Here is a 26212-nt window from a genome sequence, read left to right as displayed (position 1 = left end):
ATGACCAAGAATAATTCAGGCCGGATCATATCGGTCCAGGGCCCGGTAGTGGACGTCAAGTTCCCGCCCAACGTGGCGCTGCCGGCCATATATGAACTTTTGGAATGCCTGGCCTACGACGACCGGCGCGTGCCGCTCGAGGTCATCGAGCACAGCGGCACCAACGTGGCCCGGTGCATCGCTCTTTCGCCCACCCACGACGTCCAGCGCAGCGCCGAGGTCCGTCCGACCGGGGCGCCTATCAAGGTGCCGGTCGGCAAAACGATATTCGGCCGGCTGATGAACGTCCTGGGCGAGCCGATAGACAACCGCGGGCCCATCGTATCGGATGAATACCTGCCGGTCCGCCAGCCGGCCAACCTGACCGTCCGGGTCCAGCATTCCAGCCTGAAATACGAGCTGGTCGAAACCGGCATCAAGATTATAGACCTGCTCTTCCCGCTCCTCAAGGGAAGCAAGACCGGCCTGCTGGGCGGCGCCGGCGTGGGCAAGACCGTTCTGGTGCTGGAGCTGATACACAACGTCGTCGGCAAGATGGGCGGCGTGCCCATATTCACCGGAGTCGGCGAACGTATCCGCGAGGGTAACGAACTCTATTACGAATTCCTTAACGCCAAGATGCTTGACAAAGTCATCATGGTCTTCGGCCAGATGAACGAATCGCCCGGCGCCCGTTTCGAGGTCGCCCAGACCGGCGTGACCATGGCCGAATACTTCCTGGGCCACGGCAAAGACGTCCTGCTCTTCGTGGATAATGTTTTCCGGTTCGTCCAGGCCGGCTCGGAACTTTCGACTCTGCTGGGACGGACGCCATCCGAGACCGGCTACCAGCCGACGCTCCTGTCCGAGATGAGCGGCTTCCAGGAACGCATCCGCTCGACCCAGAACGGCTCCATTACCTCCATACAGGCCGTTTACATCCCGGCTGACGACCTATCCGACCCGGCCGTGGTCTGCACCTTCGGTTATCTGGATTCGATAGTCGTCCTCTCGCGCGAACGGGTCCAGGGCGGGTTCTATCCGGCCATTGACCCGCTGGCCTCTACCAGCGCCTCGCTCGCGCCCGATATCGTCGGGCACCGGCATTACGACGTCGCCCAGGAAGTGCTCCGGATGCTGCACAAATACGAAGAACTCAAGCGCATCGTGGCCATCATCGGCCTGGAAGAAATATCCAAGGAAGACCAGTTGACCTACGAACGGGCACGCAAGCTCCAGAACTTCCTGACCCAGCCGTTTATCGTCGGTGAACTCTATACCGGCAAAAAAGGCGAATACGTCCAGCTGGAAAAGACCATCCTCGGCTGTGAACGCATCTGCAGCGGCGAGCTGGACAAGAAAGCGGCCGACTCGTTCTATATGATAGGCGCCATCCAATAGCAATAAGATATGAGCGTTATAAATAAAGTATTCAAGTTCGTGCCGGGCATAGCGGTCGGCATAGCCATAACCCTGATTGCCAGCATCACGTTTTTCCTGTTCCAGGAACGCCACGCCGAAGAAAGATACCGCAAAGAATATTCCCTGGCCTGGACCGTCAAAAATACCGCCACCTCGTACAACGTTTCGTTCCTGAAACTCTTCAACATCTCACACAAGAACTACCTGACCAAGGAGATACAGGTAATCAACGCCGGCAACAGACCGCTCCATAACGTCTACGTCAAGATACTCTTCAAAAAGAAGATAGTAATGCACTCATCCTGCGAAAACGACCCGCTGCCGTTCTACGACCGCGACAACAAGGTGGTCACCGACCCCGAGGCATTCAAAGGCAAAGACGCCTTCGACATCCGCTTCAACTACTTCCCGCCCCAGTCCACCCGGCCGATACTGGTCTCGCTGGAACAGGAGATAAAAGCTGGCACGGAAGAATTAGCGCTCCGGCAGGACCCGCTGATGGATATCGGCGGCATCAGCATCTCATCCGAAGAGGTCAACGGCACGCCGCTCAAGGCCGGCGCCAATAAGGCAGAATAGAGTGGGATTAGTGTCTGTATCCCCAACCATGCACAAGAAATTGTGCACGTGCACAATAAATTGTGCATGAAAGGGCAATTTCCCGGGAATCGGGCCGAAGCATCCCAAACAGCTCTTGCAGGTCTATCCGGCGTAAATACAGGGCTGGCGGTTATTTGCCCCCAAAATCCATCGTTTTACCACCTCTTGGCACGCGATTTGCATTATAAATAGGATACGTATGAGTATAACCGTAAGCGCCCGCCGACTGGCCGGCGGGATAAGCCCGTGCCAAGGTAAAACCTTTGTGCCCGTGAGCCCTCGAAACTTTGTTCTTATTCGGGCTAAATATTTGACAATATTCAAGAAACGGCTATACTGCCCGCAGAGCATCTGTCGAAAGGAAAGTTGTGGCGGCCTTAGTAACTCAATAACTCAATAACTCTGTAACTGGCAAGGTGTGTCATCGGAATTACGGCGGAGGGGAAATAAAGGGGTAGCGTTCAACTTTTAGTAGAATTTATGAATAAAAAATATTGCTGTCTCGGAATTATTATAGTCCTGGCGTTCATAGCATTCTTTGGCTATGGTGGCGCATGTGGGAATAGTAGTGGTAGCAGTGGTGGTAGCGGTTCCGGTAGCAGTGATTACACTGTATATATTACAAGTAGTGGTTCAAAATACCATGCCTACGGATGTCAATATTTAAGCCAAAGTAGTACATCAATTGCTAAGTCACAAGCAATAAATCAAGGTTATACGGCTTGCTCAGTATGTAAACCGTAAATGAAAGGAGAAAAAAATATGACCGAACGTGAAAAGGCCGATGTTTACTTAAAATTATGTGAAATACAAATCTCTCTTTTTCATAAAAGGGTGGATGTTGAATGGAGATTTTTCCTTGCCTTTCTGGGTGCTATTGTTGCTCTAACAGGCTATTTAGCCCCGCGAAGTGACGTAGAGGGCTACTTTTTTTTAATTTACAGCATTGTTGCATCTCTATGGATACTTTGTCTTTACTGGTTTTGGGTGGCGGATGAAAAAGACAAGAGACACGCTTGGTTTTACCGAGAGAATGCCGCAAAACTTGTGGATTCAACAATAAAGGTTAAGGAGTTCGCGGATCCAAAGGTTACAGAGTTTATTAAGCATTGGTCTACTGGATTGAGAATTATTATTACCGTTATTTCATTAGGATTAAGTTTATGGGTAATTCATATAGTTTAGTTAAATCGATTTGTGGGAATTCGAGGGACAGAATTCGAGGGACAGCATACTGAATAAATAAGTAAGGCGTCCCCGGAATTACAGAAAAGAACGCGCTTTCAGACATTCTGGAATGATTTAGTAATAAGGAAGAAATAAAATGAAACCATTTATAATTACTTTTGATGGCGATATTCCTCATAACGGAAGGGATTTGGTGAAATTTTGTCGTTTCCTTGTAAAACAAGGCGAGTTATCGTTCCCTGTTAATGTTGCCTTAACTTTGGAAGCTACCTGTAACTTTAAAATTAATTTGGGAAGCGAAAACGAGAACAAAGCTCTGATAGAAGAGGTGTTTTTTAAGATCGCGCTCCAACGTCTTAAGGAAAAATTAGCAAGCGGTAATTACCCCCAAAAAAGCACTCTTACGTGTGAAGAAATTATGATCTCATCAACTAGCACACCGGAAGATATATCCCCATTTTTAAATAAGGCGTGTCATTATCAACAACAGGAAATAAAAGGACCAATATGCGGTATATCCAGAAGCTTAGGCAATCCATCAGATAATATAACTAATGTCTCTTTCTGTAAAGGCTGTTCCATGCCGGATAAAAGCTTAATATGCTCCTGTTTAATTCACCCCGCATCTCAATGTTATAGGAATCTTGATAAAAAGATTACTGAAAGAAACATAATAGAAGTATATTGCAACAAAGGGGAATCTTTAGACGGTATTGGCATAATGCTTTGCATTCCTCAAGGAGGTCAAGAATGCTGGGAACAGATTTATGAAATACCTCAACTAGCTATTAATATCCCCACGGATTTATCGGAACGCGTGGTTGATGAGATTGATTTTCTTAATCTGTATGTCAAAAATAATCTCAACAAAGACGTTAAACTTATTGACCTTAAATTCTACAGGCCAATTTCTGATGTACGTGGTAAATGCCAAACGGCCGAAGAATTCGCCGCTTTGATTCAGACCCTAGGAACGATACTAGACAGGGGGCAATTCAAAATAATAGAATTACTCCCGGAGGACAAGCGGACTAAAAAAGAAGGTAACAAAGACATGGAATTAAATTCCATGGAAGCGCTGGAAAGGTTTTTGCAGCTTAATTATTCGTCTTCCGGTGAGACCCTCGTCAAGACATTGCGTCATATTATTCAGGTGCGGAATTCTTACCCCACCCACCAGAAGGAAGCGATTGGAGCGTTTGAAGCATTAGACATTGAGCACCCTATTGTCAATCACCAAAAAGCGTGGGATAAAATTCTTTGGGCTTTTTATGATAGCATTAAAATATTACGAAAATTGATACAAAATAATTAAAAGGAGGTGATATAGATGGTTGATTTAAACCCCGGAACTGGCAATGCGGCCAACGGCAAGTGGCTTAACCTGGCTCCGGCTCAGACCAAACTCAATACCCTGTTTATGGACATGGTTGACCACCACGGATTCAGCAAGCTTTGGGTCGAGGTCAAATTGTTGAAAAAGGGCAGGAAGAATGTGGTCTTGTCTTCCGGCAAAGACTTCCACTTTGTCATAAAGCCAGTGGGCAATGGCAATCCCAGCGACTGATGGTGGTAATAACCGCTTGTGAACCAAGCGGACGGCCCTGTGATGCAGGGCCTTCTCGGGTGATGTTTCGCATGTCGAAAATCCCTCCTTTAAGAGAACACTAATAAATCCGATTGGACGAATAGTTCAATAATGTTATGAGATGATTCAATAGCGCTATGGAATGGGTTAATGGCGTTATGGAACGTTTAAATAACGTTATGGAACGGGTTAATAGTGTTATGAAACGGTTAAATAGTGTTATGGAATGGTTCAATAGCGCTATTAAGAAAGATAATAATGCTATGGACTGGTTCAATAGTGTTATGAAAGGAGTAAAAAATGGCACCATATAAATCTTATATCCCGCAAGCAGACGCCCAGTTTGACGAGTGGTTCCGCAATTTCAGCACCAATATCAGCGCCATTGCCACGCCGCTGGGGGTTACCCCGGCCCTGATTACGGCCGTGACGGCGGCCTTTGCGGATTGGCAGTTGGCTTACGCGGCGCACCAGACGGCTCATAATGCCGCTCAAGCGGCAGCCGAGGTCAAGGATGAGTCGCGCGCCTTATCCAAGGAAGCGGTCAGAATCGTGGTCGGGATGATTCAGAAGAACCCGGCCCTGACCGACGCGGATCGCCAGACCCTGGCCATTACCGTGCCCGATTTGACCCGGACCCCGACCTCGCCGGAATACGTGGTCAACCTGGCCCCGCCCATCCTGCTTTTGGACTGGTCCGGGCGCGGGCAGGTGGTGGTCCATTTCGGCGTCAATCCGTCCAACGAAAAGCGCAATGCCAAGCCAATCGAGATTGCCGGCGCTAAGATATGGTTCCGCGTCGAAAGCGGGCCGTGGACCTTCGTGGCCGACGATACCAACAGCCCCTATACCCATAATTTGGCCATCACCGAACCGGCCAACGTGGAGTACCGGGCCCAGTGGTTTGACAATAAATCGCGCACCGGCCCGTTCAGCGAAACGGCCAAATGCACCGTGTCACCGTAATAGGTAAGAAATTAAATTTACCACGAAGGCACGGAATGAAGAAAGCACGATATTATTTCGTGTCTTCGGACTTTCGTGTTTTCGTGGTAGAAAGGGGTTTTTGTATGCCACTACAACCTAATGAAGTAACCACAGATAAAATCGCCAACTCGGCCGTGACCACGCCGAAAATCGGCGACCTGCAGGTCACCAGTGCCAAGATTGCGGACGGGGCGGTGACGACGACTAAGATAGCCAATGCGTCCGTGACCCGCGATAAAATCGGGGAAAAGCAGGTGAGCTCTTCCCGGCTCAAGGATGCCGCCGTGGCCACCGAGAAAATCGCTACAGGTGCAGTCATCACATCAAAAATCGGCGACGCACAGGTGACCGATGCCAAGCTAAAAGACGGGGCTGTCACCACACCTAAAATCGGCCCGTTGCAGGTTACCTCAGCCAAACTGCAGGACGGCGCGGTAACGACCGCGAAGCTGGCCGGGAACGCAGTGACCGGCGCTAAGATAGCATCCGGCGCGGTCGGCAGTCCCCAGATGGCGTCAAACGCCGTGACTACCGATAAAATCGCCAACGGAGCAATCACTCAGGCGAAGCTATCCTTTACCCCGCCTTCCATAGCGAGGCCGATAACACCCGGGGTTGCGGCGGACGAGATAGCCGATGCCTCGGTCATCGGGCAGAAGATTGCCAATGCTGCCGTGACAGCGCCGAAACTGGCCGCTGATGCCGTCGAGACGGCCAAGATTAAGGACGGAGCCGTCACCCCGGCCAAGCTGTCGTTCACGCCATTGACCAGGCCCATTTCGCCACAGATAGAAAACGCAGAAATCGCAGGAGACGCAGTAACCGCGGATAAGATAGCAAATAATGCCATTACCAATGGGAAGATAGCCGACCGGGCCGTTGACTGGGTCAAGATTGCCCTGAACTCCATCAACCACGAACTGCTCTACAATATCGCCCTTCCTACGGACGGACAAATCCTGTCCTTCGATGCGGCTTCGGGCAAGTTTAACTGGATTGCTCCGCCTACCGGCGGAGGCGGGATGCAGTTGACCCTGTTGCCCTCGCAACCGCTGGTATTCTCGGAGAACTCGATGGCGGATGTTGACCAGCTCGTAGACCTGTCGGCGGTGATACCGGCTACGGCACAGGCGGTGCTGTTAGAAATGCAATTAAACGCTATGTCCGTCCCGGTCGGGATGGAGCAGATACTGACCGTCCTTGGCCGTAGAACAGGTACCGATTTCGGGAGTTCGACTATACACTTTATATGGCAGAATATGGCGAACCTTAATCAGAACGCATACAAGGAGGCGACATTGGCGGTCGATACATTGAGGCAGTTAAGGGTGATGATTACTAAATCGGGTGTGTTTACATCCACGAATATCTGGGTGAAGGGATATATTGAATGATTATCCCGCTCCGCTGCGCTTCGGGGATCTAAGTGGCAGATAACTCGCTTTGCTCTAACTGCCACTAAGAGAAGCCACGCTAGCCACGGATGGGACACACTTGGGCTGTTAGAACGTAGTGAGTTATTAGCCCAGTATACTTGGCAGTCCGCCAAAGGCGGATCCGCCTTTGAAGGATAATTCGCTACCGCTCAAACTGCCAAAGTACGGATGATACGGGTGATGATAACTAAGAATGGGCAATTCTGTTCGATTAATATATGGGTTCGTGGATATATTGAGTAGCCACGAATTGACACGAATGGACACGAATAGGGCGCTGTTCCCGACGGAATCCTGCATAAGTGCTGGATTTCGCTGCGGCTCAATAGTCGGGATAAGGCGCCAGTAACTCATGGATTCGAACTGGCGCTAATCGTCAGCGCCCTTAGGGGTTATTTATTAAGTCGAATTGGTTTATTATCCCGAAACCCTTCAACTGGTTTATCCTTCTGTATATCGGGCACAATCGCAGATATATCCCCGTTGGCAGTTACTATTTTACTCCAATCATCTGCACTCAAACTCTTTTTTATAGCAGAACATAATGCCCCGTTCTTATTAAAAGGAAAGAATTCAATAAATTCAAATTTAGTCGGTCCGACCTCTGATACATCTTTTCCATTATCCGTAACATTAAAATATACTTCGAGAGATAAAATATAACGCCGATAAAATGACTCTTCAAAATGAGCATGGCATTTAAATTGGTCACCCCCTTCTGTAGTAATGCCATATGTTTTGGAATTTCCTGGATAAAACTTTTGAAATTGTAAAACAGCCTGATTATTATCAAGCACTTTCTTTTTTATGATATCATCGATACCATACAAATCAACTGTGTGGGATAGACTGAGCCGGAGAATATCAGGCAGACTGATGATTACTCCTATAATCAGGACGATGGCTATTATGCCGATTATTATATATTTGGTTTTCATATTACTTGGTTTCCCCCGGCACCTCGGCTCCCAATTCCTTCAACGCCGCCTGGGCCGCTTCGCGGACATCTTCATCAGGGTCTGACAATAACTTTGTAATTTCGGGGATAGCTTCTTTGGTACCAATACCACCTAATATCCCAACAGCCAACCAACGAACTTTTGGATTTCTGTCCTGTAATAGTTTAGTGAGCTCCGGGATGGCATGGTCGACATTCAGGTTAATCAAGGTATTAAAAGCTTTTCCATACACAGCTTCATCTTCGTTTAATAGTTGTATCAGTAATTCTTTTATCCGGCATTGCCGTGTATTGGTGGCGACCGGATAGACCCCGGCCCCGAGCAGAAGTAGAGCGGTTAATATTATGCTGATACGCAGGAACATGAGCGCAGGATAGCAAATAAAGACGGGGTGTCAAGGGAATAATTTAATAAGTCTGAAGAGTCCTAAGAGTCGAACTTTGTGCCCTTTGTGGTGAATGGTGGTTTCCTGAACTACAGGTTCACCAGCATCCTCAGCGCGGTGAGGATGAGCACGGCAGACAGCATAAGGATGATGACCCGGGGCCGGGTGCGTTTGGATATGTAAGCTCCGGCCTGTGCGCCCAGTATGGCCCCAAAGCCCAGTATCAGCCCGGTCCGGTAGTCTATCTGCCCCATAATGCCGTTGTCTATCACCGCGGTTAATGAGGTGAAGAAGAGTATGAAGTGCGACGTGGCCGTGGCCCGGTGCACGTTCAGCCCGACCAGGAATATCAGCACCGGTATGTGGATTATTCCTCCGCCTATTCCCAGGAACCCGGCGATGATTCCGGTCAGGCAGGAGACAACCGCCAGCAGGAAATACCTGCCCGGACCGGTTTTGACCGGATGGTCTGTTTCTGATTCCGGGCTACCGGAGTGTTTCCGGATTATCTGATACACGGCGATGATTATCAGGATGACCGCGAATATGGGTTTGAATATATTCTCGGGCAGTATGCCCAGCGCGTAGGAGCCGAGCACCACGCCGGGCAGGACGAAGACGGTGAATAAGACGCCGGTCCGGTAGTCTATCCGTTGTTTCTGGAATGCGTAGGCGATTGTTCCGGAAAATGAGTTGCACAGGACCACCAGCAGTCCGGTGCCGACGGCCAGTTGCGGCGTAAAACCGCAGGCCAGCATCAGGAAGGGCACGATGAATATCCCGCCGCCGATGCCGGCCAGGGTGCCGATTGCCCCGACCAGGAATCCGAATATGATTAGCACCGTTATACCCATTTTTCAGCTCAAAACAGGGCGGATATTTTCTTGCCGGATAACGATAAAATTAGTTGACTTATTTGTAAATATTACCTATATTGTCGGCACATGCAAGAAGATTTAGCAAAACTCGTTTATAAGGATGAGTTGACCGACTTGTATAACCGTCGGTACTTGTATTCCTACCTCAAGGAAGCCCTCCAGACCGTGGATTCGCTTAAATTCATATCGTTGATGATGATGGACATAGACTTTTTCAAGAAGGTCAACGATACTTACGGCCATCTGGAAGGCGATAATCTTTTAAAGCAATTCGGCGAGATACTCAAGGCGTCGGCCCAGAAGGACGAGGTGCCCATCCGCTACGCCGGCGACGAGTTTACGGTCATCCTGCCGGGTAAAAACAAGGACGAGGCAACCAAGTTCGCGGAGACTCTTCGGCTGAAGGTAAGTGATTCCGTATTCAATCGGCGTGAAGCCAATGCCGAACCGATGAAAATCGGCATCAGCATCGGTATCGCCACGGCGCCCGAGGACGGCGGACAGATAGAGGAGCTGATAGAAGAAGCGGATAAGGCGCTTTATTATTCCAAGCGCTCCGGCCGGAACCGTGTTTCACAGGCCCGGTCTTTCTCCGAGAACGCCATTGACGGCCGTTCCATATTCAATAATTTCCCGTGTCCCAAATACATCGGCCGGACCCAGGTGGTAACCGAGATAACCGAGTTCATAATGGATCAGGCCGAAGGCAATAATGCTTTTATCTCGCTGGTCGGGCCGTCCGGAATCGGCAAGAGCCGGCTGATGTCCGAGCTGGAGAAGGGTGGCGGCAATAATTTCCTGGGGTTGAAGGTTAGCTGCTCCGAATCGGACCGGCGCGCGCCGTACAAAACGATAATGGCGCTTATCAAGCGGACCGAGATGACCTTTGATATGTCGTCGAACAAGAACGCCACCGAACAGGACCGGAAGAAGTTATTCGACGATATCACCGCCAAGATACTACAGGTTTCCAGCCACCGGCCGCTGGTATTGATGATTGATGAATTCCAGAATATAGACGACGGCTCGCTGGAAGTGATTAATTTCCTGCACGAATCGCCTAAAGGTCGGGTAGTGGTGGTGGCGTCAATCAAGGACGATATTTTTAACGATATCGGCAAAACGGCGCCGGCCGTGAGCGACCTTTTGGTGGATTTGGCCGCAACGGATAAGTTCAAAGAGATTATACTGGCGCCGCTTGGACCGGATGAGGTCAGCGCCATGATTTCGACTATCCTGCCTAACCGGACGGCGATGCCGGAGTTTGACCGGCGTATGACCGAGGTGACCGGCGGTAATCCGCTCTTTATCGAGGAACTGATAAAGAGTTTTATCGTCAAGAAATATATTAAGAGCAAAGAGGGCAAGTGGCAGGTGGCGATGGAATCTATCCGCGAGCCGGACTGGCAGATTGACCTGGAGCAGGCTATCGCGGCCAACATCAATATTATGGAATCCGATACCCGTCAGATGGTGGCCCGGGCTACCGTAGTCGGGAAGGATTTGGACCTGTCCGTTTTGGCCGGCGTGGGGCATCAGGCTGAGTCCGAAACTCTGGATGCCATCGACAAGGCGACAAGAATGAGAATCATCGCGCCGTCAGAACCGGGACGCAGCGATAAATTCACCTTTGTCAATCAGCGGGTGCAGGATGCTGTTTACCGGAATATCGAAAATGCCGAACGGCAGAATATCCATAAAGAAGTCGGTGAAGTCACCGAGAAGCTTTACCAGGATGACCCGGAAAAAGTGGCCGGCATGCTGGCTTTCCATTATGAAAAGGGCGGACAGAGCGAAAAGGCGACCAAGTTTACCCAGATAGCCGAAGACACCGCAACCAGGACCTTCCAGCGCGGGGAAGCTCAGGCGTATTACGACCATAAGCACAGCATCATCCGGTCGCGCATTCCTGAGGCGTCGCAACTGCTCAACGCCGAGCAGATGAACGCGATGAAAGAAGTCCTGCGCAGTTTAATGACGGCCGGCAAGAATATGAGGCTTTACCCGGAAGGCAGCCAGCTTATTACCATGTCCACAACCGCTTTACTGCGGATGATGAACAAGGTGCTGTCCGAGGCCAACGTCTTTACATTTTCTGAAGCCAAGAGTGATTTGCAGGTTAATACCACTTCGGTGGATATGAAGGCTTTCGGTTCGGGGGCGTCGGAATTCCTGGCTTTGATGAAACAGCACTATATAAAGAGTTGCACCTTCCGTAAGGGCGTGACCTCGACGGAGGTGGAAACATTCCTCAGGAATCTGGATGATTCAAAGTATAAGCAGTATTCGGCGGCCGGATACTGGAATAAATTCCTGGAGGAAAAATCCATTACAAATATAGGTGTTACCCAGCGGGCGTTTGTGGCAACGAAGGACAAGGCCGTTTCAGGCGTGGGAATACCGACCCAGGAAAAAGTGGAGATAACCGAGCAGAACGCGCCGCAGTTCCGTGATTTCCTTAGGTATTTTTGCGCGGCGGTGGAAAACATAAAACTTTATCCCGCAGGCAGCCAGTTGACTACCGATGCGGTTAGTTCGGTCAATAAAGCGCTGGGTGTTGTTTTTCAGAACCTGTCGATGCTGAATTTTTCCGTGGTTGAGGATAATTTGCTGGTCAACGGCACGCCGGGTCATGCCCGTTTGTTAGGCACAGCCGCGCTGACCATGGCCATGATTATCCGCGATAACGACCTCAAGAGCATCCTGATATTAAAATCGGTTACCCCGCCGGAGCTGGAGAAATTCTTAATCAGCCTGAGTAACCTGTCGCCGGAGCGCAAGGTTTCGGTGGAGGAGTGGTCGGAAATGCTCAGTAGTCAGGGCGTGTCCGGCATCAAGGTCGGCGCCATAAGTTATTCCGTGGCGAACGTTCGGCGCGGCGGCGCGTATAAGACTCCGGACCAGCAGCCGCCGGCGCAGATGTCGACCATGGCCGAGCCGATATTTGATTCGGCGGACGATGCTCCGGCTGTGTCCGGGCCGCGGCCGCAGGTTCAGCCCAGGGAAGAAGATATTTCCGCCAAGATAGCCCGCTTGATTAAGGCGGCGCCGGAGCGGTTGATGAATGACGAAATCATCGCCTTATTGGAAAAGATGGCTCAAAACGACGACACCGGCTATTTCGACCAGCTGTCCGGCCGGATTATGCAGAATATGCACAATGCCAAGCCGGAGCTGCGTTCGCAGTCATATTCTTTTTATCTGCAGATGCTTAACAAGACCAAGGAAAAGGCGCATATGCTGATTCTTGGGCAGGGTTTCAACTATATACTGGAGGGGCTGGCAATTGAGAAGGAGAACAAGGTTTATCCGTTGATTACGGAAGCGGCTTCGCGCCATTGCTTGTTCCATCTTGAGCGCGGCGAGTATGAGCCGGTTATCAGGATTATCGGGACTGTCGGACGGCGGCGTAATGATAAGCCGGAAATGAGCGGGTTGACCGACGCGATGCGGTCGAAGATAGAAGAATTATTTGCCAATATCAAGGGCAGTCCGGCATTCCAGAGTATTTTGAATAACTTCCTGGGCGGTGATAACGCACGTCACGACCAGAGCAAGGAGATTCTTCTTAATATGGGCACGGTGATTCTGCCCGAGTTGGTCCAATTCCTTAAAATCACCGAAGAGCCCGGGCCGCGCGAAGAGATTATCGCGATAATGAATTTAATCGGGCCGGAATCACTGCATATTTTCCTGCATGAACTCAGGGTGGCCGTTGATGCGGGCGAGCCGGCCGATATCAGGCGGATGGTCGAGGTTATTCCGTCGATATATGCTTCCGCGGCGCCGGAGATACAGGGCGGCCTGGAGGAAACGATGAATATCCTGGTGCAGAAGGAGGGGATTGTCCGGGATGCGGTCTTCAATACCATCAGGAAGATGGAAAGGGTAATTGCGCTCAGGATGTTGGCCCCGTTTTTAGCGGATAAGGATAAGAAAGTGGTTATCGAGGCGATAGATACTGCGGCTTCTTTGGGATACACTGAGATATCCAATACACTGATTTCCATGTTCGAAACCGCGTCTGATGCGGAAATTATAAAAGAGTGTTGTATGGCGCTGGGTAAGCTTAAAGATGAGAAAGCGGTTCCGGTGCTGATTAATATGCTCAAGCAAAAGCGTTTCCTAGGATTATTCGGCGGCGTCTCGGACGATGTTCGGGGTGCCTGCGCCTGGGCGCTGGGTTATTTTAAGAATATAGAAGCGCAGGATGCGCTCGAAGACGCACTCAACGACCGGAGTCCGTCCGTCCGTTCCGCCGCCCGCCTTGGCTTGAAAGAAGCCAAGAAAGAATAACTAAACGGAGTACTTCGATAAACCCGGCATTTCAGGTTAGTCATACGGTTTAAAATTATGAAGATTAAATGGTTGGGTCACTCGGCATTCGCGATAACCTCGAGCATCGGAAAGATTATTATAACTGACCCGTTCGATTCCTCGGCTTACAACGGCGCGATTAAATACCCGAAGATAGGCGTTAAAGCTGATATCGTTACTTTCAGCCATAATCATCCGGACCATTGTAACAAGAATCTGCCGGGCAAGCCCCGGATAATTGATCAGCCGGGCGGGTATGATATTGCCGGCATCAGGGTTAAAGGCGTTCCTGCGTTCCACGACGACAGCCGGGGCAGCCAGAGGGGTGCTAATATCGTATTTATTTTTGAGATGGACGGGATGCGTCTGGCGCATCTGGGCGACTTGGGCCACGTGCCGACCGAGGCGCAGATTAATGAGATAGGGCCGGTAGATATCATCTTCATCCCGGTGGGCGGTCATTTTACCATCACTGTCGCGCAGGCCGTTGAAACCGCGGTTAAACTCCATCCTAAAATTATTATACCGATGCATTATAAGACGGAACTTATCGATTTTCCCATCAGTCCGGTGGATGATTTCCTGGCTGATAAAACCTTTGTCAGCCGCTTTGTTTCGGGCGAAATCGATGTCAGGGCGGATAAACTTCCGGCAAGCTCGGAAGTGCTGGTTTTGAGTTATAAATAACTCCAAAATCAGCCCATAAATTTTATTTATTTTCTTGACAAACACTTTTATACCTCATTAACTCTACGCCTTATGAAAAGAAGACCTAAGGATGTTACATTTTCCGGAGACCATTTATGGCTTCGTTTGGATGAGAATAACGAGGCTACTATCGGCGTGACGGATTACCTCATAAGCGGTTGGGAGGAAATAAATAAATTAACCCTGCCTAAGAAAGGGCAGAACCTGGACCAGGATTCGATAATGGGTGAAATAGAGGTGGACAGTACCTTTGTTTCGGTCTACGCGCCGGCCAGTGGAAAGGTTCTTGAAGTCAATAGCGACCTGCTCAAGACGCCTTCGCTGATTATCGAAGATTGCTTCGAGGACGGTTGGTTGATACGCATTAAGCTTGAGGACCCCTCCGAATTGGAAACCCTTATGAGTAATGAAGATTACGACAAATTCATCGAGGAAGAAGATGAAGAATCAGTGGCCGATGACGAGGAAGACGAGGAGGAAAATACTTAGTTCGGCAATCGCATTATCAACCAGATTTTATCATTTATTCCGGGAAGCACCGCTAACAGATACTTACCTCTAAATTTCCTGCCACGGAATTCAATTACCAAGTATAGCCGTCCTTTTTTTAGAATACGGTAATGTCCCGCCTCTACTATTTTGACGCTGCCTCGGTCCCGGGATATTTTTCCTTGGTAGGTCAGGTATATCCGGCGGTGGTCCGGCAGGGCTTTTGAAAGCATAGTTTTATCCAGGTAAGAATATGGCGGGGATATTTGCCATGTCCGGAGTTTTCTCGGGCCTTCAAGCATCAGGTCAAAATGGTCGGACTCGTTTTTGCTATGTCGGTGCACCACAAATCTAAGCATGAAACAAAGATACATCTATGGCCGGCAGAGTCAATCAATATCTGCGGATAAATAGGGGAAATAGTTGACTTTTAGGGTATAAAAGGTTATATTGTGTTCATTAAATAAAAGGAGCTAAAACATGGCCAGACTCAGAATTATTATTGGTATTTTAGTCGTAATTTGCGTTATATTCTGGGCTACCGAGCAATACAATACTACGGACGGCTGTTGTCCGCGCAGCACAGGCGGCGGCGGTTCAAGCGGCGGCGGTTCGCCCGCGCCGGTCACAGCCTCGCGTCCTCCGCTGGGAGTCGGAATTATGCCTTTGATTCAGACCCTTAAATCCGGAAGCGCCAGCCTGGTCGGCGTGGCCGACCCTTGGGAAGCTTGGTGGACACGTAACCGTGAACTGTATCTTAATCTCCATCAGGCTGTCGAATGGGTTAAAATTACTGAAGGCGCCACACGTTCGATAAAGAAATTTGATGTTTACGAGAAGCTTATAAGCACGTTGGTTAAGGGGATTCAGGACAAAGACCAGTATGTGGCTTTTCGCTCGGCCGTATCTTTGGGTATGGCCCGGGATGAGGTGGCTTATGCAGCGCTAAAAAAAGCATACGCCGAAGAAAAGCGTTTCTTCGTTAAGAATAATATTGCCTTTGCTCTGGGCTTGACCGGAGATAGTTCCTGCGGAGACGTGGCCAAGGAAATGCTTACCGGCAAAAAGGAATCCGTGCTTTCCCGATGCTATGCGACGGCTTCGTTAGGTTATGTTGACAGTCCGGGCATGCTCAAGTTCCTGCAGGAACTTGCCACCAAGAAAGAAGATGCCGAAATTACCTGTTGTGCGGCCCTGTCGCTGGGTATAATGGGCGATCCGTCATCCATACCGATACTGGCTAATTTGCTTAATCCCAAAGGACAGGAAGGACGTAAGGACGTCCGCATAAAGGCTCACGCGGCATTGGCTTTGGCTCGGATTGCCGTGGCGGCCAAGGCGGTTGATAAATCTAAAGAAGTGGTAACCGGCGAGAAAAGCAGTGCCGAACCTAAGAAATCCTTTGAGGATGACCGCAAAATCATCATTGCTGAATTGGTGAAGGCTTCAACGGATAAGGAACGCGACGCCCGAGTGGCCGTGGCCATCGCTTTGGGAATGATTAAGGCCGAGGAGTCCAAGGATACGCTCTTTAATCTGCTTAAAGATTCCAGCGGCCTGGTCCGCGGGTTAGCCGCGATATCCATAGCCCAGATGAAGATTAGCGACAGTTATGATGTTATTTTGAAATCATTACAGAAAAGCGGCGAAGAGGATAAAGGATTGATGATAATTGCCCTGGGACTTATGGGCGACGAGAGAATAAAGTCTAAGTTCCGTGATATCATACAGAGCCGCAAGGAAAAGGTTTTGACTAAGTCCGCGGCGGCTATTGCCTTGGGTATGTTGAAAGACAAGGAGGCCGTGCCGACACTTTTGGATACATTCAAGAAACAGGACGACCCGTCGTACAGCCCTTACGTTATACTGGCTCTGGGTATGATAGGGGACGAAAGCGCAGTGGAACCGCTTAAGAAGAAATGGGAGGAGGTGGATCCCAAGAATATCAACATGGCCGCTTATACCAATTTGGCCGTGGCGCTGACCATGCTTGGTAAGAAAGATGATATTGTCATTCCCAGGATTCTTAAGCATTGCGCCAAGGAAACAAATGAGAGTATCAGGGTTTATGCTTTTCATACTCTGGGTATCATCGGCACCCGCGAGACGGCCCAGATTTTCGTGGATGCTTTTAATGAGGAATCTACCTCGACCGAAACGCGTAAGTCCATCGCTACTGGCATCGGTTTCTTGCTCGACAAGAATAACGCGCCGGCTATTAACCGACTGACGGCTAATAACCATTTTGATATAAATATGATTATCATGGACCATATTCTGCCGATTCCGGTATGGTAAATGAAAGATGGCAATTATATGAGTAGAATTAAATTACTGGTCAGCTTGGTGATAATGTCAGGGATTATTCTGCTTGTGGGAGAGCAGTTTAACCGCAGTGACGCCTGCTGTCCGCGGATGATGCAACGCCTGCGTCAATCGTTAGGTCAGGGAGAATCGGCTGATCCTAAGGATGATAAAAAAGAAGATAAAAAGCAGGAATCCAGCAGCGAGGAGAAAAAAGTAGAGGAAAAGCAAGAGGAAAAAAAGAGTGGTGAGTCATCCGGAAGCGGGTCAGATAACGCCGGTGACGCGTCAGGCGGAGGTTCGCCGGCGCCGGCTCCTCAACGGCCGCCCCTTGGCCCGGGGATTCAGCCGCTTATTCAGAGTATGAAATCCGGCGGTTCCAGCCTGATTGGGGCGGTCGAGCCCTGGGAGGCCTGGTGGACCCGTAACCGTGATTCTTTCCTGAATGTTCATATTCCCAATGAATGGGTAAAGGTCCAGGCTACCGACGGCGGCACGCAGTCGGTTACCAGGTTTGAGGTCTATGATAAGCTTATCGGTATCCTGTCGGCAGTGCTTGCCGATAGCGACCAATTTCTGTCTTTCCGGGCCGCCATATCGCTGGGCATGGCTAAGGACCCGGTTGCCACGGCTGCTCTCAAAAAAGCTTATCCGGACGAGAAGAAGTTTTTTCTCAGGAACAATATCGTTTTTGCGATGGGCTTGAGCGGTGATGCTTCCTGCCTTGATACCGTTAAGGAGGTGTTGACCACCAAGACCGAGGCGGTTCTGTCGCGTTGTTATGCCGCCGCGGCGCTGGGTTACATTAATGACCCGGCATCGGTCAAGGCGTTGCAGGAAGTCGCTGGCCAGAAGGAAGACGCTGAATTGACATGTTGCGCGTTGCTTTCTTTGGGTAATCTGGGCGATGCCTCTTCAATCCCGCTTTTATCAGGCCTGCTGAACCCCAAGGATAAGTCAGCCCGCAAGGACGCTCGCATTAAGGTACACGCGGCGTTGGCTTTGGCCCGCATCGGCACGGGGCAAATTACGCCTGAACAACGCAAGGTTATATTAGCCGAACTGGCCAAAGCCGCACCCGAAAGGGAACGTGATACCCGGGCCGCTGTGGCTATTGCGTTAGGTATGCTTAAGGCCGCCGAGTCCAAGGATTTATTGCTGAATATGCTTAACAGTGATGGTAGTCGACTGGTTCGCGGCTTGGCTGCGGTTGCTCTGGCCCAGTCTAACGTAAAAAATATCACCGAGCCCATCAGCACGGCATTCCAGAAATCAGGCGAAGAGGAAAAAGGACTGATGATGATTGCCCTGGCATTGGCCGGAGATGTTAAATCTAAAACTAAATTCTCCGAGGTAATCCAAGGCCGTAAGGATAGGGTGCTGACTAAAGGCGCGGCGGCCATTGCCTTGGGCATATTAAAGGATAAAGACGCGGTGCCGTTGCTGGCCGAGACGCTCAAGAAGCAGAACGACCCCAATCTGCGCCCTTATGTGGTTTTGGCTTTGGGCATGATTGGCGACGAGAAAGCTGTCGAGCCGCTGGCCAAGGAATGGGCCGTTGCTGATAGCGAAAGCGGGCAGAAGAATCTCGACGCATTGGCCTATACCAATCTGGCTGTGGCGCTGACCATGCTCGGCAAGCGGGACGACCTGGTCTTGCCCCAACTGGTCAAGCATTGCTCCAAAGACGCGCCCGAAAAGGTCCGCATCTACGCGTTGCATACCTTGGGTATTGTCGGCAACAGGGATTCGGTCAAGGCGTTTGTGGACGCCTATGAAGGTGAAAAGACGCCCAGCAACCTGTGCAAGTCGCTGGTTACCGGAATCGGGTTCGCCATTGATAAGAATTCGATGCCGATAATCAACCGCTTCACGGCCAACAACCATTTTGATATTTACATGATTATAATGGATCATCTCCTGCCCATTCCGGTCTGGTGATGTTTTTAGATAGATGAGGTTTGTTATGCCCAGGTCGCTGCCTGCCGGAATTTCACCGGTAATATTTACTTTACTTGCCATATGCGTCGTTGCTTCGTCCTGCTCGGTCGGTGTGATGTACGCCGTTAATAAGTACAATAATCACGCCGATGAAGTTATCAGCGTTTATGGCAGCGGTTTTTGGGAATGGGTCGATGGCATGGCCGTCGGCCCGGACGGCAGCGTTTATTCCTGCGGTCGGGCTGAAAACCGGGAATTCAACCGCTATAACGCCATGGTCTTGAAATACCAGCCGGACGGAAAATTGGTCTGGCAGAAGCTTTGGGGTGGTAAGGATTGGGATTGGGCGCTGGGCGTTGCGGCCGACAGCCGCAGTAACGTTTATACGGTGGGCTATACCAACAGTTTCGGGGAAGGCGCCGGTGACGGGTTCGTTCTCAAGTATTCGCCCGAAGGCAAGCTATTATGGCAGAAAACTATCGGCGGCGAGTCGCCAGACCAGTTTAACGCCATCGCTGTTGACAAACAGGATAATATCTACGTGGCTGGCCGGACTAAAAGTTTTGGTGCCGGTAGCGACGATGCCTTTATCGCTCGCCTCAATGCCGACGGCCGGGTGCTCTGGCAAAAGACCTGGGGATTCGAGAACTGGGATTCGGTCGCGGCCATCGCCGTCACGCCGGATAACTGTCTGATAGCCGCCGGCATCAGTGCCTCAGAAAATAACAGTTCTTCAAAATCTTTCCTGCTCAAACTGGACAGGGACGGCAACATAGTATTCCAGAAATTATGGGGCAATCAGACCTGGAACGAATGCATCTCTGTGACAATATCAGTTTTGAACAGCGGTACCTCAACGGAAAACAATGGGCCGGCAAACGATTTCGTCATCGGCATGAAAGAAGTCATCTTCGCCTGGAATAATGCCGGAGTTCAGGTTCTGAAGGCTCTTGATACTCTGCAGCAGCAGAAGCAAGACAAGTCGGAGGCGATTGAGTTGATTAAAAAGGCCAAGGGGAAAGACATCGGCGTGCAAAACCTGCTGGATAAAGTCAATCCGGTTGATAAGCAGTCAATCGAAATACGGGATCTTATGCAGATAGTTGTCAGCGAAAGCATCGAGGGGTTAAACCTGATTCTGGGTATGTTACAAGGCTCGAATAACAGGCAGGATTCGGATAACAAGGCCGAAGAAGCCGCCAAGAAAATATCTGATGCTAACGATAAATGCGAAAAAATGGTTATGGTGTTGAATGAATTCATTGATTCCAATAACCTGCGTCCGGTGGCCAAAGATTACGCCATCTATGTGGCCGGCTCCGTTTTGAATGAGTCATACGACACATACCTATTAAAATACGACGCTCAAGGCGGGCTGCTCTGGCAGAGGTGTTGGGGCGGTGCGGGTACGGACTGGGCCAAGGTGACCGTGGCTGCGCCGGACGGCACCGTCTATATGGTCGGGCGGACGGATAGTTTTACCAAAAGCGGTTATGATGCCTTTGTTTTGAAGTATGCTGCTGACGGTGTTCTGATGAACCAGAGTACCTGGGGCGGTTCGGAATGGGACTGTTTTGATGCCATGACGGTCAGGCCGGAGGATGCTTCTTACGAGGTTTACCTGGGCGGCGGGACAGAGAACGTGTCCGGACACTGGCGGGATGCCAAAGGGCCGGGGCGGGATATCAATTGGTCGTCCGCGGATGCTCTTGTTTCAATCAACAACTCTGATTTGGTTGTCAACGATGCCGGCTCCGAGGACATTGATTCGGCCATGGAATTAATCAAGCGCCGGCCGGACATGATTAACTGGAATGTTTTGTTTATAAAATACAAGCAGGGACGTAAATAATTAGCGTATGATTGACAGCTATTAAACCTTGACAAATCCGCATCAGGATATATTTAAGTCGTAATAATATTATTAATAACATATAGAAACGGAGTATCGGCTATGAAAAAAGCATTATGGCTGGCATTATTGTTGACACCGGTAATCATTATGGGCAGCTGCGGCGAGAAGTCGCGCAAGGCGGCCGAACTGGCCAAGCAGGGCTGGGGCGCCGAGTCCGAAGGACTGGTGGCTATCCTGACCGGGCCGGACTCAATAGAGGTTGACGGCGCTTTGGCCGTGGACCTGAGCGTCAAGAACATCAACTCCGAGCCAGTGACCATTTCCGACAACGACATGATTAATTTTACCATTATTGACCAGAACAAACAGCCGGTTCAGTGGACCCGGACCGGCAGCTCCATGTCTATGAGCCGGGTAGTTACGCTCAAGCCCGATGAAGCTTATAGTATGTCTTGCCGGATGGATGCCAACGGTACATTTGTGCCGGCCCTGAAGCCGGGTATGAAGCTGTCCATCACCGCTTCCTATGACGAACCGACCACCAAGGCCAAGTTGTCCACCAAGCCGCTGTCCGTGTTCATCCGCGACAACAGCTGGGGCGCTACGGTCAACGGTCTGCGCTGCTACTTGCGCAACGTGCCGGAGACAATCAACGTGTCCAGCCCGCTTTACTTTGATGTGGTCATCGAGAATACCGACCTTCAAAAACCGGTTGTGCTCCGTTCCTCGCCGGATAACAAGGAAAAGCCCCAGATAGATATCGAGATAACCGGTAATGGCAACAAGACCTTATTTAAGAGCAAGCGCGGTTCTAACGACCCTTATGGGTTCTGCAGCCTGCCGCCGGGCGCCAAGGTTTACGTTAGCGTCGTGCCCTGCACCAAGGAAGAAGCTGCTCAGCTCAGGCAGGTGAACTTCGAACAGCGGGCCATCGCCACCGACAAGAATATGAAATTGGCTTATGCGCCTAACGGGGCATACGCCGTTACCGCTTCCTACAGCCACCTGGTTGAGAAGGGCAAGAAATATCCCAAGGACTGGAAGAACGGCTGGACCGGCACCGTCAAGTCCAACCTGGTTGCGGCCAGTTTTACCGGCAGCGTGGCGCCGCCGCCGCCCCCGGCTCCGCCGGTTATCGAAATCAAGCCGGCCAAGGGCAAGGTCAAGACGGTCAAGAGCTCCAAGGATGCCGCGGCCATCCAGAAGTCGCTGGCCAGCCTTAAGCCGCTCAAGAAACCGTCCAAGTCTAATGTTCTTGGCACGGTTACCGTTACAGACTCCGGCGCTGGTTCAGCCGTTTACCAATACTCATCGGCATATCTTCTCAGCGACGGTACCCAGTACCAGATACCCGAGACGCTCAAAAAATATCTGCCTAAGCAGTAAGCAGTCGCACCGGGGCGGCCTGAGCGCGAAAGAAATTCAGCTATGGGCAACATATTCAGTTGGATAGGGCGCCTGACTCTGTCATCTTTCGGATATTTTTACTCCATCCTGGCACAGACTTACCTGGTCATTCGTACTGCTTGGCTTGAGAAGCGGCATCAGAAGCCGTTTCCGGCCCAGAACACCGCGCTCCAGGTCTACTTTACCGGAGTCCAGGCGCTGGGTATTATCATCCTGGCCGGGCTGGTGGTCGGCGCGGCCGTCATCGTCGAGCTCTCGACCATCCTGCCCACCTTCGGTGCCGGCAAGTATGTTGAGCGGCTATCTGTGATTACGCTCATCCGAGAGCTTATCCCCATCATCACCGCGCTGATAATCATCGGCCGTTCCGGTACGGCCATGGCCAGTGAGTTGGGCACCATGCGTCTCAATCGTGAAATCGATCTGCTCGAAAGCTTGGGTATCAACATCGATTACCACCTGCTCTTGCCCCGGATTATGGGCACGGTTATCGCCACGGTCGCGCTGACCGTTATCTTCAATGCCGTGGCGCTGGGCGGCGGGTTTGTCATCGCCCGGTTCGTGGCGTCCGGCTCGCACAGCTTTATTTTCGGCAAGCTGCTGGCCGCCGTCAACTTCGACGATGTGATGATATCCCTGGCCAAATCTCTGGTTTTCGGCTGGGTCATCGCCGTGGTTAACTGCAACCAGGGACTGTCCGTCCGCAAATCATTTACCGAGGTTCCCCAGGCCACCACCCGCGGCGTGGTTAACTCTATTATTATCTGTTTTGTGCTGAGCATATTTATTTCATTATACATATTCCCGGAGTTTAGTATCTGATATGGCCGAATCCGAATTTTATATCCAGCTGGAAAATGTCACATATCGGCGCGGTGGGGTGGTGCTGCTTAACAACGTCTCCTTCGGCCTGGTGGCCGGCGAGTTTGCTTCTCTGGGCGGTTCTGACATCTCTGGCAAGTCGTCGCTCCTGAAGTTGTGCATCGGGTTAATCAAACCGGACAGCGGCACCGTTCTGGTCAACGGCCGTCCGATAAACGAGTTGTCTTATGATCAGCTCCAGGAATTCCGGCACAAGACCGGTTTTGTTTTCCAGAGCGGCGTTCTGCTTAGCAACCTTAATATCCGGGATAACGTCGCTTTGCCCCTGCGTTATCACACTCAACTGGGCGAGCGGGACATAGATAAACAGGTTGATAAATATCTTGAACTCTTAAATATTACCGTGTATGCTAAAGAGCGTCCGGCCGGCCTGCCGGATGAGATTAAGCTGATGGCCAGCCTGGCCCGGGCGCTGATTGTCGGGCCGCGCCTACTGATGCTTGACGAGTTCTTCGACTCGGTCAGCGGTTTCCGGGGTGAAAAGGCCGTCCAGCACCTCAAGGATATCAAGAATGCCACCAAGATGACCGGCATATCCACGACCAAGACGGTCAACCTGCTGACCTCGTTCGTGGAGGAGCCGTTGATAGACTGCATTATGCTTATCGAGGCCGGCGGCATTGTCGAAGAAGGACGCTGCCAGGCGGTGCGAGAGAAGCTGATGAAGAAATTGATGTAACATGCAATACCAGACCAATAAGATAGAAAAACTGGCCGGCATATTTATATTCACGGCATTACTGCTGGTGACACTGTTCCTGGTGCTTAATATCAGGGACACCAAGCTGTTCAGCCGGCGCATAACGCTTGAGACCGTGCTGGACCGCGGCTACGGCGTTTCCAAAGGCACGGTGGTCAAGGTCAACGGCCTGGCCGCCGGCATGGTCGAATCGATGCGGTTGGACAAGAACAACGCCGTCTGGGTGACTATGGGCGTGTCTTACCCGTTTTACCAGAACATCCGACGCGATGCCACGGCCGAGATACTCGAGCCCATCGCCTTCGGCAGCACCGAGATAAACATCCTGCCCGGCTCCGACAAGGCCGAGCCTGTGGCCGACGGCAGTTTCATCCAGGCCAGCGTCTCGACCGGGCTGGCCAAGCGGCTTGATGATGGATTCAAGAAGGTCGAAGATACCATCACCGAGTTTAACAAGACGGCTCAGAGCATCAACAAAGCCACGGCTAACGTCGAGGGCATCACCGGCAAGATAGACAAGGGTGACGGCACGCTCGGCAAGCTGGTCAACGACTCAGGTCTTTATGACAGCGCCAAGCAGGCGATAGATTCCACCCAGGCGTTGGGCGCCAGCTTCAAGGAGCTGGAGGAGTTGATAAAAGAGACTAAGTCTATCGCCGAAAGAGTTGACAAGATAGCGGCCAATCTGGAATCCATCACCGCCAAGATAGACCGGGGCGACGGCAGCCTGAGCAAGATGCTCAACGACGCCGGTCTGTATGACAGTGCCAAGGATGCGGTCGATTCCACCCGGTCCATCGTTGAAAGCATCAAGCAGACCAAGATATACGTCGGGCTGGACGAGAACATCAATCCCGAATACACCAACACCAGATTTCATCTCAAGATAGTTCCGCGCGATACACGCTATTTCTGGTTGGGCGCGTCCATCATCAACCCGACTGATGACAGCCACATCACCTCGGACGGCAGTAACCCGGACGGTAAGGTGGCGGCCGAGTTCCTTGTCGCCCAGAGGCTATTTGATAAGCGGCTGACGCTTAAGGCCGGGTTGATGGAAGGGCGTTTCGGTGGAGGGCTGGACTACGCGCCCATACCTCAGAAAAAGGAGATACTCCTGCTTACGGTCGAAGGCCGGAGCGCCTACGCCGCCGCCGACTTTAACGAGAACGCCGAGGACCCCATAGTCCGGGCCATGGTCCGGCTCAAGCTCTTCAAATACTTCCACCTCGATATCGGCACCAACGATATCCTCAACCGCCCCGGATTCTTCGCCGGGTTCGGCTTCGAGTATATGGACGAGGACATCAGCAAAATCGTCGGCCTCATCGGGGCGGGGAAATAGCATTCGATATAGCGTAATATTATGCCGGCTAAAACTACAATCGTATTCCCAGGGCAGAGTCTTCCCACACCGTTTAAACAAATTATTTTAGTAATCAGTATACTGGTATCCTTAGTATTTATTTTTATAACTTTACCATTATTGATTATAGGGTCAAAAAAAGACCAAAAGAAGAAGATAAAAAAATATTGCTTTAAACCTGAAAATAGTTGTTTGTCTGTATTAAATAAATATGAAAATAATGAGATTCACTTTGTAGGGAATCGTGATGGGTTACTTGAAATGAAAGCGGAGGTTGATGATTTTGCTTCTGGGGACTTTAAAGCTCCGGATCACTGGCATCTCGAAGACTCCTTTAAGGGAGTTGATATAGTTTTTAGTATGTCTGATAAGAGTATTTTTGAATGGTATAAGAATGAGGATTACAATGATATTGAAGGGGCAGCTGCTAATTGGCGCCAAGTATCTGAATGTATTGATAGGGCAATTGAAAAAGGGCAGTGCTCTGTAGAGTTACCTATAAAAAAAGGAGAGATTATCAATAAAGGATCTTTGGTTATAAGATTTGATGACGGCCTTAAACTTGATGATAATTTTGTTTCTGATAACCGTAGTAAAAGTAAGTCAGCTTATAAAACAATACAGCGATATTCTTCCAAACAAGCCAAAATTGAATCTTGGATAATAGAAATTATAGTAGTATTGTGGATAAGCTTTGCATTTATAAAGTTTTCCGGAGATGGTTCTATTTGGCAGACCCTTGGGTTTGCTCTTATTTTGATTGTTGTTGTGGAATTTGTTAAACGGATATTTAAATAAGAATATGTTTATTCAGCTAAATC

Annotated in this window: 22 protein-coding genes; 18 read left to right on the top strand and 4 right to left on the bottom strand. The window is 50.4% G+C overall.

Translation table 11 applies throughout. From position 1 onward, the window contains the following. The 7 genes from atpD to WC980_00225 all read left to right on the top strand — a co-directional run bounded on the left by atpD (position 1) and on the right by WC980_00225 (position 7158). A complete protein-coding gene (gene atpD / locus WC980_00255) occupies positions 1 to 1380 on the top strand; it encodes a F0F1 ATP synthase subunit beta (GenBank protein ID MFA5793489.1) in 1380 nt (459 codons plus the stop codon). Positions 1381 to 1389: 9 nt separating this feature from the next. Beyond that, positions 1390 to 1980: a hypothetical protein gene (locus WC980_00250; GenBank protein MFA5793488.1), complete on the top strand. Its 591-nt coding sequence runs from the start codon at positions 1390 to 1392 to the stop codon at positions 1978 to 1980. Positions 1981 to 2763: 783 nt separating this feature from the next. After that, complete coding sequence (locus tag WC980_00245; protein ID MFA5793487.1) at positions 2764 to 3186, top strand: hypothetical protein; 423 nt, start codon at positions 2764 to 2766, stop codon at positions 3184 to 3186. 139 nt (positions 3187 to 3325) lie between these two features. Beyond that, positions 3326 to 4504 (top strand): hypothetical protein, encoded by a 1179-nt coding sequence (locus WC980_00240; protein MFA5793486.1) that lies wholly within the window; start codon positions 3326 to 3328, stop codon positions 4502 to 4504. A 15-nt stretch (positions 4505 to 4519) separates the two neighbouring features. Continuing rightward, positions 4520 to 4756 (top strand): hypothetical protein, encoded by a 237-nt coding sequence (locus WC980_00235; protein MFA5793485.1) that lies wholly within the window; start codon positions 4520 to 4522, stop codon positions 4754 to 4756. A 321-nt stretch (positions 4757 to 5077) separates the two neighbouring features. Next, positions 5078 to 5743 carry a hypothetical protein gene (locus tag WC980_00230; GenBank protein MFA5793484.1) on the top strand — a complete coding sequence of 222 codons (666 nt, stop codon included), beginning with the start codon at positions 5078 to 5080 and terminating at the stop codon, positions 5741 to 5743. A gap of 104 nt (positions 5744 to 5847) precedes the next feature. Further along, positions 5848 to 7158 carry a hypothetical protein gene (locus WC980_00225; protein ID MFA5793483.1) on the top strand — a complete coding sequence of 437 codons (1311 nt, stop codon included), beginning with the start codon at positions 5848 to 5850 and terminating at the stop codon, positions 7156 to 7158. Between the two features lie 434 nt (positions 7159 to 7592). On the opposite strand, the gene WC980_00220 is transcribed toward WC980_00225, so the two are convergent. The 3 genes from WC980_00220 to WC980_00210 form a co-directional block, all read right to left on the bottom strand. Next, the gene (locus WC980_00220) at positions 7593 to 8138 is read right to left on the bottom strand and encodes a hypothetical protein (protein ID MFA5793482.1); all 546 of its coding nucleotides are present in this window, start codon (positions 8136 to 8138) and stop codon (positions 7593 to 7595) included. A gap of 1 nt (position 8139) precedes the next feature. Beyond that, positions 8140 to 8523 (bottom strand): HEAT repeat domain-containing protein, encoded by a 384-nt coding sequence (locus WC980_00215; protein ID MFA5793481.1) that lies wholly within the window; start codon positions 8521 to 8523, stop codon positions 8140 to 8142. Positions 8524 to 8633: 110 nt separating this feature from the next. Beyond that, entirely contained in the window at positions 8634 to 9398 is a 765-nt protein-coding gene (locus WC980_00210; GenBank protein ID MFA5793480.1) for a sulfite exporter TauE/SafE family protein, read from the bottom strand. 90 nt (positions 9399 to 9488) lie between these two features. Here WC980_00210 and WC980_00205 point away from each other — a divergent pair, with 90 nt between their 5' ends. The 3 genes from WC980_00205 (at position 9489) to WC980_00195 (ending at position 14936) form a co-directional block, all read left to right on the top strand. Then, positions 9489 to 13718, top strand: coding sequence for a diguanylate cyclase (locus WC980_00205; protein MFA5793479.1), 4230 nt, complete (start codon positions 9489 to 9491; stop codon positions 13716 to 13718). 57 nt (positions 13719 to 13775) lie between these two features. Beyond that, the gene (locus WC980_00200; protein ID MFA5793478.1) at positions 13776 to 14426 is read left to right on the top strand and encodes an MBL fold metallo-hydrolase; all 651 of its coding nucleotides are present in this window, start codon (positions 13776 to 13778) and stop codon (positions 14424 to 14426) included. 72 nt (positions 14427 to 14498) lie between these two features. After that, complete coding sequence (locus tag WC980_00195; protein MFA5793477.1) at positions 14499 to 14936, top strand: glycine cleavage system protein H; 438 nt, start codon at positions 14499 to 14501, stop codon at positions 14934 to 14936. On the opposite strand, the gene WC980_00190 is transcribed toward WC980_00195, so the two are convergent. Continuing rightward, positions 14933 to 15295, bottom strand: a complete 363-nt coding sequence (locus tag WC980_00190; GenBank protein ID MFA5793476.1) for a DNA polymerase ligase N-terminal domain-containing protein — start codon at positions 15293 to 15295, stop codon at positions 14933 to 14935. The two genes, WC980_00195 and WC980_00190, sit on opposite strands and share 4 nt — an antisense overlap. Before the next feature lie 121 nt (positions 15296 to 15416). On the opposite strand from WC980_00190, the gene WC980_00185 reads away from it, so the two are divergent. From WC980_00185 to WC980_00150, 8 genes are all read left to right on the top strand, one after another. Beyond that, on the top strand, positions 15417 to 17234 hold the full coding sequence (locus WC980_00185; protein ID MFA5793475.1) for a HEAT repeat domain-containing protein: 1818 nt from the start codon (positions 15417 to 15419) through the stop codon (positions 17232 to 17234). An 18-nt stretch (positions 17235 to 17252) separates the two neighbouring features. Further along, a complete protein-coding gene (locus tag WC980_00180; protein MFA5793474.1) occupies positions 17253 to 19181 on the top strand; it encodes a HEAT repeat domain-containing protein in 1929 nt (642 codons plus the stop codon). Between the two features lie 25 nt (positions 19182 to 19206). Then, the gene (locus WC980_00175) at positions 19207 to 21033 is read left to right on the top strand and encodes an SBBP repeat-containing protein (GenBank protein MFA5793473.1); all 1827 of its coding nucleotides are present in this window, start codon (positions 19207 to 19209) and stop codon (positions 21031 to 21033) included. Between the two features lie 102 nt (positions 21034 to 21135). Beyond that, on the top strand, positions 21136 to 22422 hold the full coding sequence (locus tag WC980_00170; GenBank protein ID MFA5793472.1) for a hypothetical protein: 1287 nt from the start codon (positions 21136 to 21138) through the stop codon (positions 22420 to 22422). A 42-nt stretch (positions 22423 to 22464) separates the two neighbouring features. Then, complete coding sequence (locus tag WC980_00165) at positions 22465 to 23265, top strand: ABC transporter permease (GenBank protein ID MFA5793471.1); 801 nt, start codon at positions 22465 to 22467, stop codon at positions 23263 to 23265. A gap of 1 nt (position 23266) precedes the next feature. After that, positions 23267 to 24004, top strand: coding sequence for an ATP-binding cassette domain-containing protein (locus WC980_00160; protein MFA5793470.1), 738 nt, complete (start codon positions 23267 to 23269; stop codon positions 24002 to 24004). 1 nt (position 24005) lies between these two features. Beyond that, complete coding sequence (locus WC980_00155) at positions 24006 to 25370, top strand: MlaD family protein (protein MFA5793469.1); 1365 nt, start codon at positions 24006 to 24008, stop codon at positions 25368 to 25370. Positions 25371 to 25391: 21 nt separating this feature from the next. After that, complete coding sequence (locus WC980_00150; protein ID MFA5793468.1) at positions 25392 to 26189, top strand: hypothetical protein; 798 nt, start codon at positions 25392 to 25394, stop codon at positions 26187 to 26189. Positions 26190 to 26212 lie beyond the last annotated feature (23 nt).

The sequence above is a fragment of the Candidatus Brocadiia bacterium genome (assembly GCA_041658285.1).
In the GTDB taxonomy this organism is placed as follows: Bacteria; Planctomycetota; MHYJ01; order JACQXL01; family JACQXL01; genus JBBAAP01.
This window is presented reverse-complemented; position numbering and strand designations above follow the sequence as displayed.

What these genes read in the sequence shown, in the direction of transcription:
- WC980_00200 (MFA5793478.1), top strand. Translation starts at nt 13,776, where the DNA reads ATGAAGATTAAATGGTTGGGTCACTCGGCATTCGCGATAACCTCGAGC.
- WC980_00170 (MFA5793472.1), top strand. Translation starts at nt 21,136, where the DNA reads ATGAAAAAAGCATTATGGCTGGCATTATTGTTGACACCGGTAATCATT.
- WC980_00250 (MFA5793488.1), top strand. Translation starts at nt 1,390, where the DNA reads ATGAGCGTTATAAATAAAGTATTCAAGTTCGTGCCGGGCATAGCGGTC.
- WC980_00240 (MFA5793486.1), top strand. Translation starts at nt 3,326, where the DNA reads ATGAAACCATTTATAATTACTTTTGATGGCGATATTCCTCATAACGGA.
- WC980_00215 (MFA5793481.1), bottom strand. Translation starts at nt 8,523, where the DNA reads ATGTTCCTGCGTATCAGCATAATATTAACCGCTCTACTTCTGCTCGGG.
- WC980_00235 (MFA5793485.1), top strand. Translation starts at nt 4,520, where the DNA reads ATGGTTGATTTAAACCCCGGAACTGGCAATGCGGCCAACGGCAAGTGG.
- WC980_00160 (MFA5793470.1), top strand. Translation starts at nt 23,267, where the DNA reads ATGGCCGAATCCGAATTTTATATCCAGCTGGAAAATGTCACATATCGG.
- WC980_00225 (MFA5793483.1), top strand. Translation starts at nt 5,848, where the DNA reads ATGCCACTACAACCTAATGAAGTAACCACAGATAAAATCGCCAACTCG.
- WC980_00155 (MFA5793469.1), top strand. Translation starts at nt 24,006, where the DNA reads ATGCAATACCAGACCAATAAGATAGAAAAACTGGCCGGCATATTTATA.
- WC980_00165 (MFA5793471.1), top strand. Translation starts at nt 22,465, where the DNA reads ATGGGCAACATATTCAGTTGGATAGGGCGCCTGACTCTGTCATCTTTC.
- WC980_00175 (MFA5793473.1), top strand. Translation starts at nt 19,207, where the DNA reads ATGCCCAGGTCGCTGCCTGCCGGAATTTCACCGGTAATATTTACTTTA.
- WC980_00230 (MFA5793484.1), top strand. Translation starts at nt 5,078, where the DNA reads ATGGCACCATATAAATCTTATATCCCGCAAGCAGACGCCCAGTTTGAC.
- WC980_00185 (MFA5793475.1), top strand. Translation starts at nt 15,417, where the DNA reads ATGGCCAGACTCAGAATTATTATTGGTATTTTAGTCGTAATTTGCGTT.
- WC980_00245 (MFA5793487.1), top strand. Translation starts at nt 2,764, where the DNA reads ATGACCGAACGTGAAAAGGCCGATGTTTACTTAAAATTATGTGAAATA.
- WC980_00210 (MFA5793480.1), bottom strand. Translation starts at nt 9,398, where the DNA reads ATGGGTATAACGGTGCTAATCATATTCGGATTCCTGGTCGGGGCAATC.
- atpD (MFA5793489.1), top strand. Translation starts at nt 1, where the DNA reads ATGACCAAGAATAATTCAGGCCGGATCATATCGGTCCAGGGCCCGGTA.
- WC980_00190 (MFA5793476.1), bottom strand. Translation starts at nt 15,295, where the DNA reads ATGCTTAGATTTGTGGTGCACCGACATAGCAAAAACGAGTCCGACCAT.
- WC980_00150 (MFA5793468.1), top strand. Translation starts at nt 25,392, where the DNA reads ATGCCGGCTAAAACTACAATCGTATTCCCAGGGCAGAGTCTTCCCACA.
- WC980_00220 (MFA5793482.1), bottom strand. Translation starts at nt 8,138, where the DNA reads ATGAAAACCAAATATATAATAATCGGCATAATAGCCATCGTCCTGATT.
- WC980_00205 (MFA5793479.1), top strand. Translation starts at nt 9,489, where the DNA reads ATGCAAGAAGATTTAGCAAAACTCGTTTATAAGGATGAGTTGACCGAC.
- WC980_00180 (MFA5793474.1), top strand. Translation starts at nt 17,253, where the DNA reads ATGAGTAGAATTAAATTACTGGTCAGCTTGGTGATAATGTCAGGGATT.
- WC980_00195 (MFA5793477.1), top strand. Translation starts at nt 14,499, where the DNA reads ATGAAAAGAAGACCTAAGGATGTTACATTTTCCGGAGACCATTTATGG.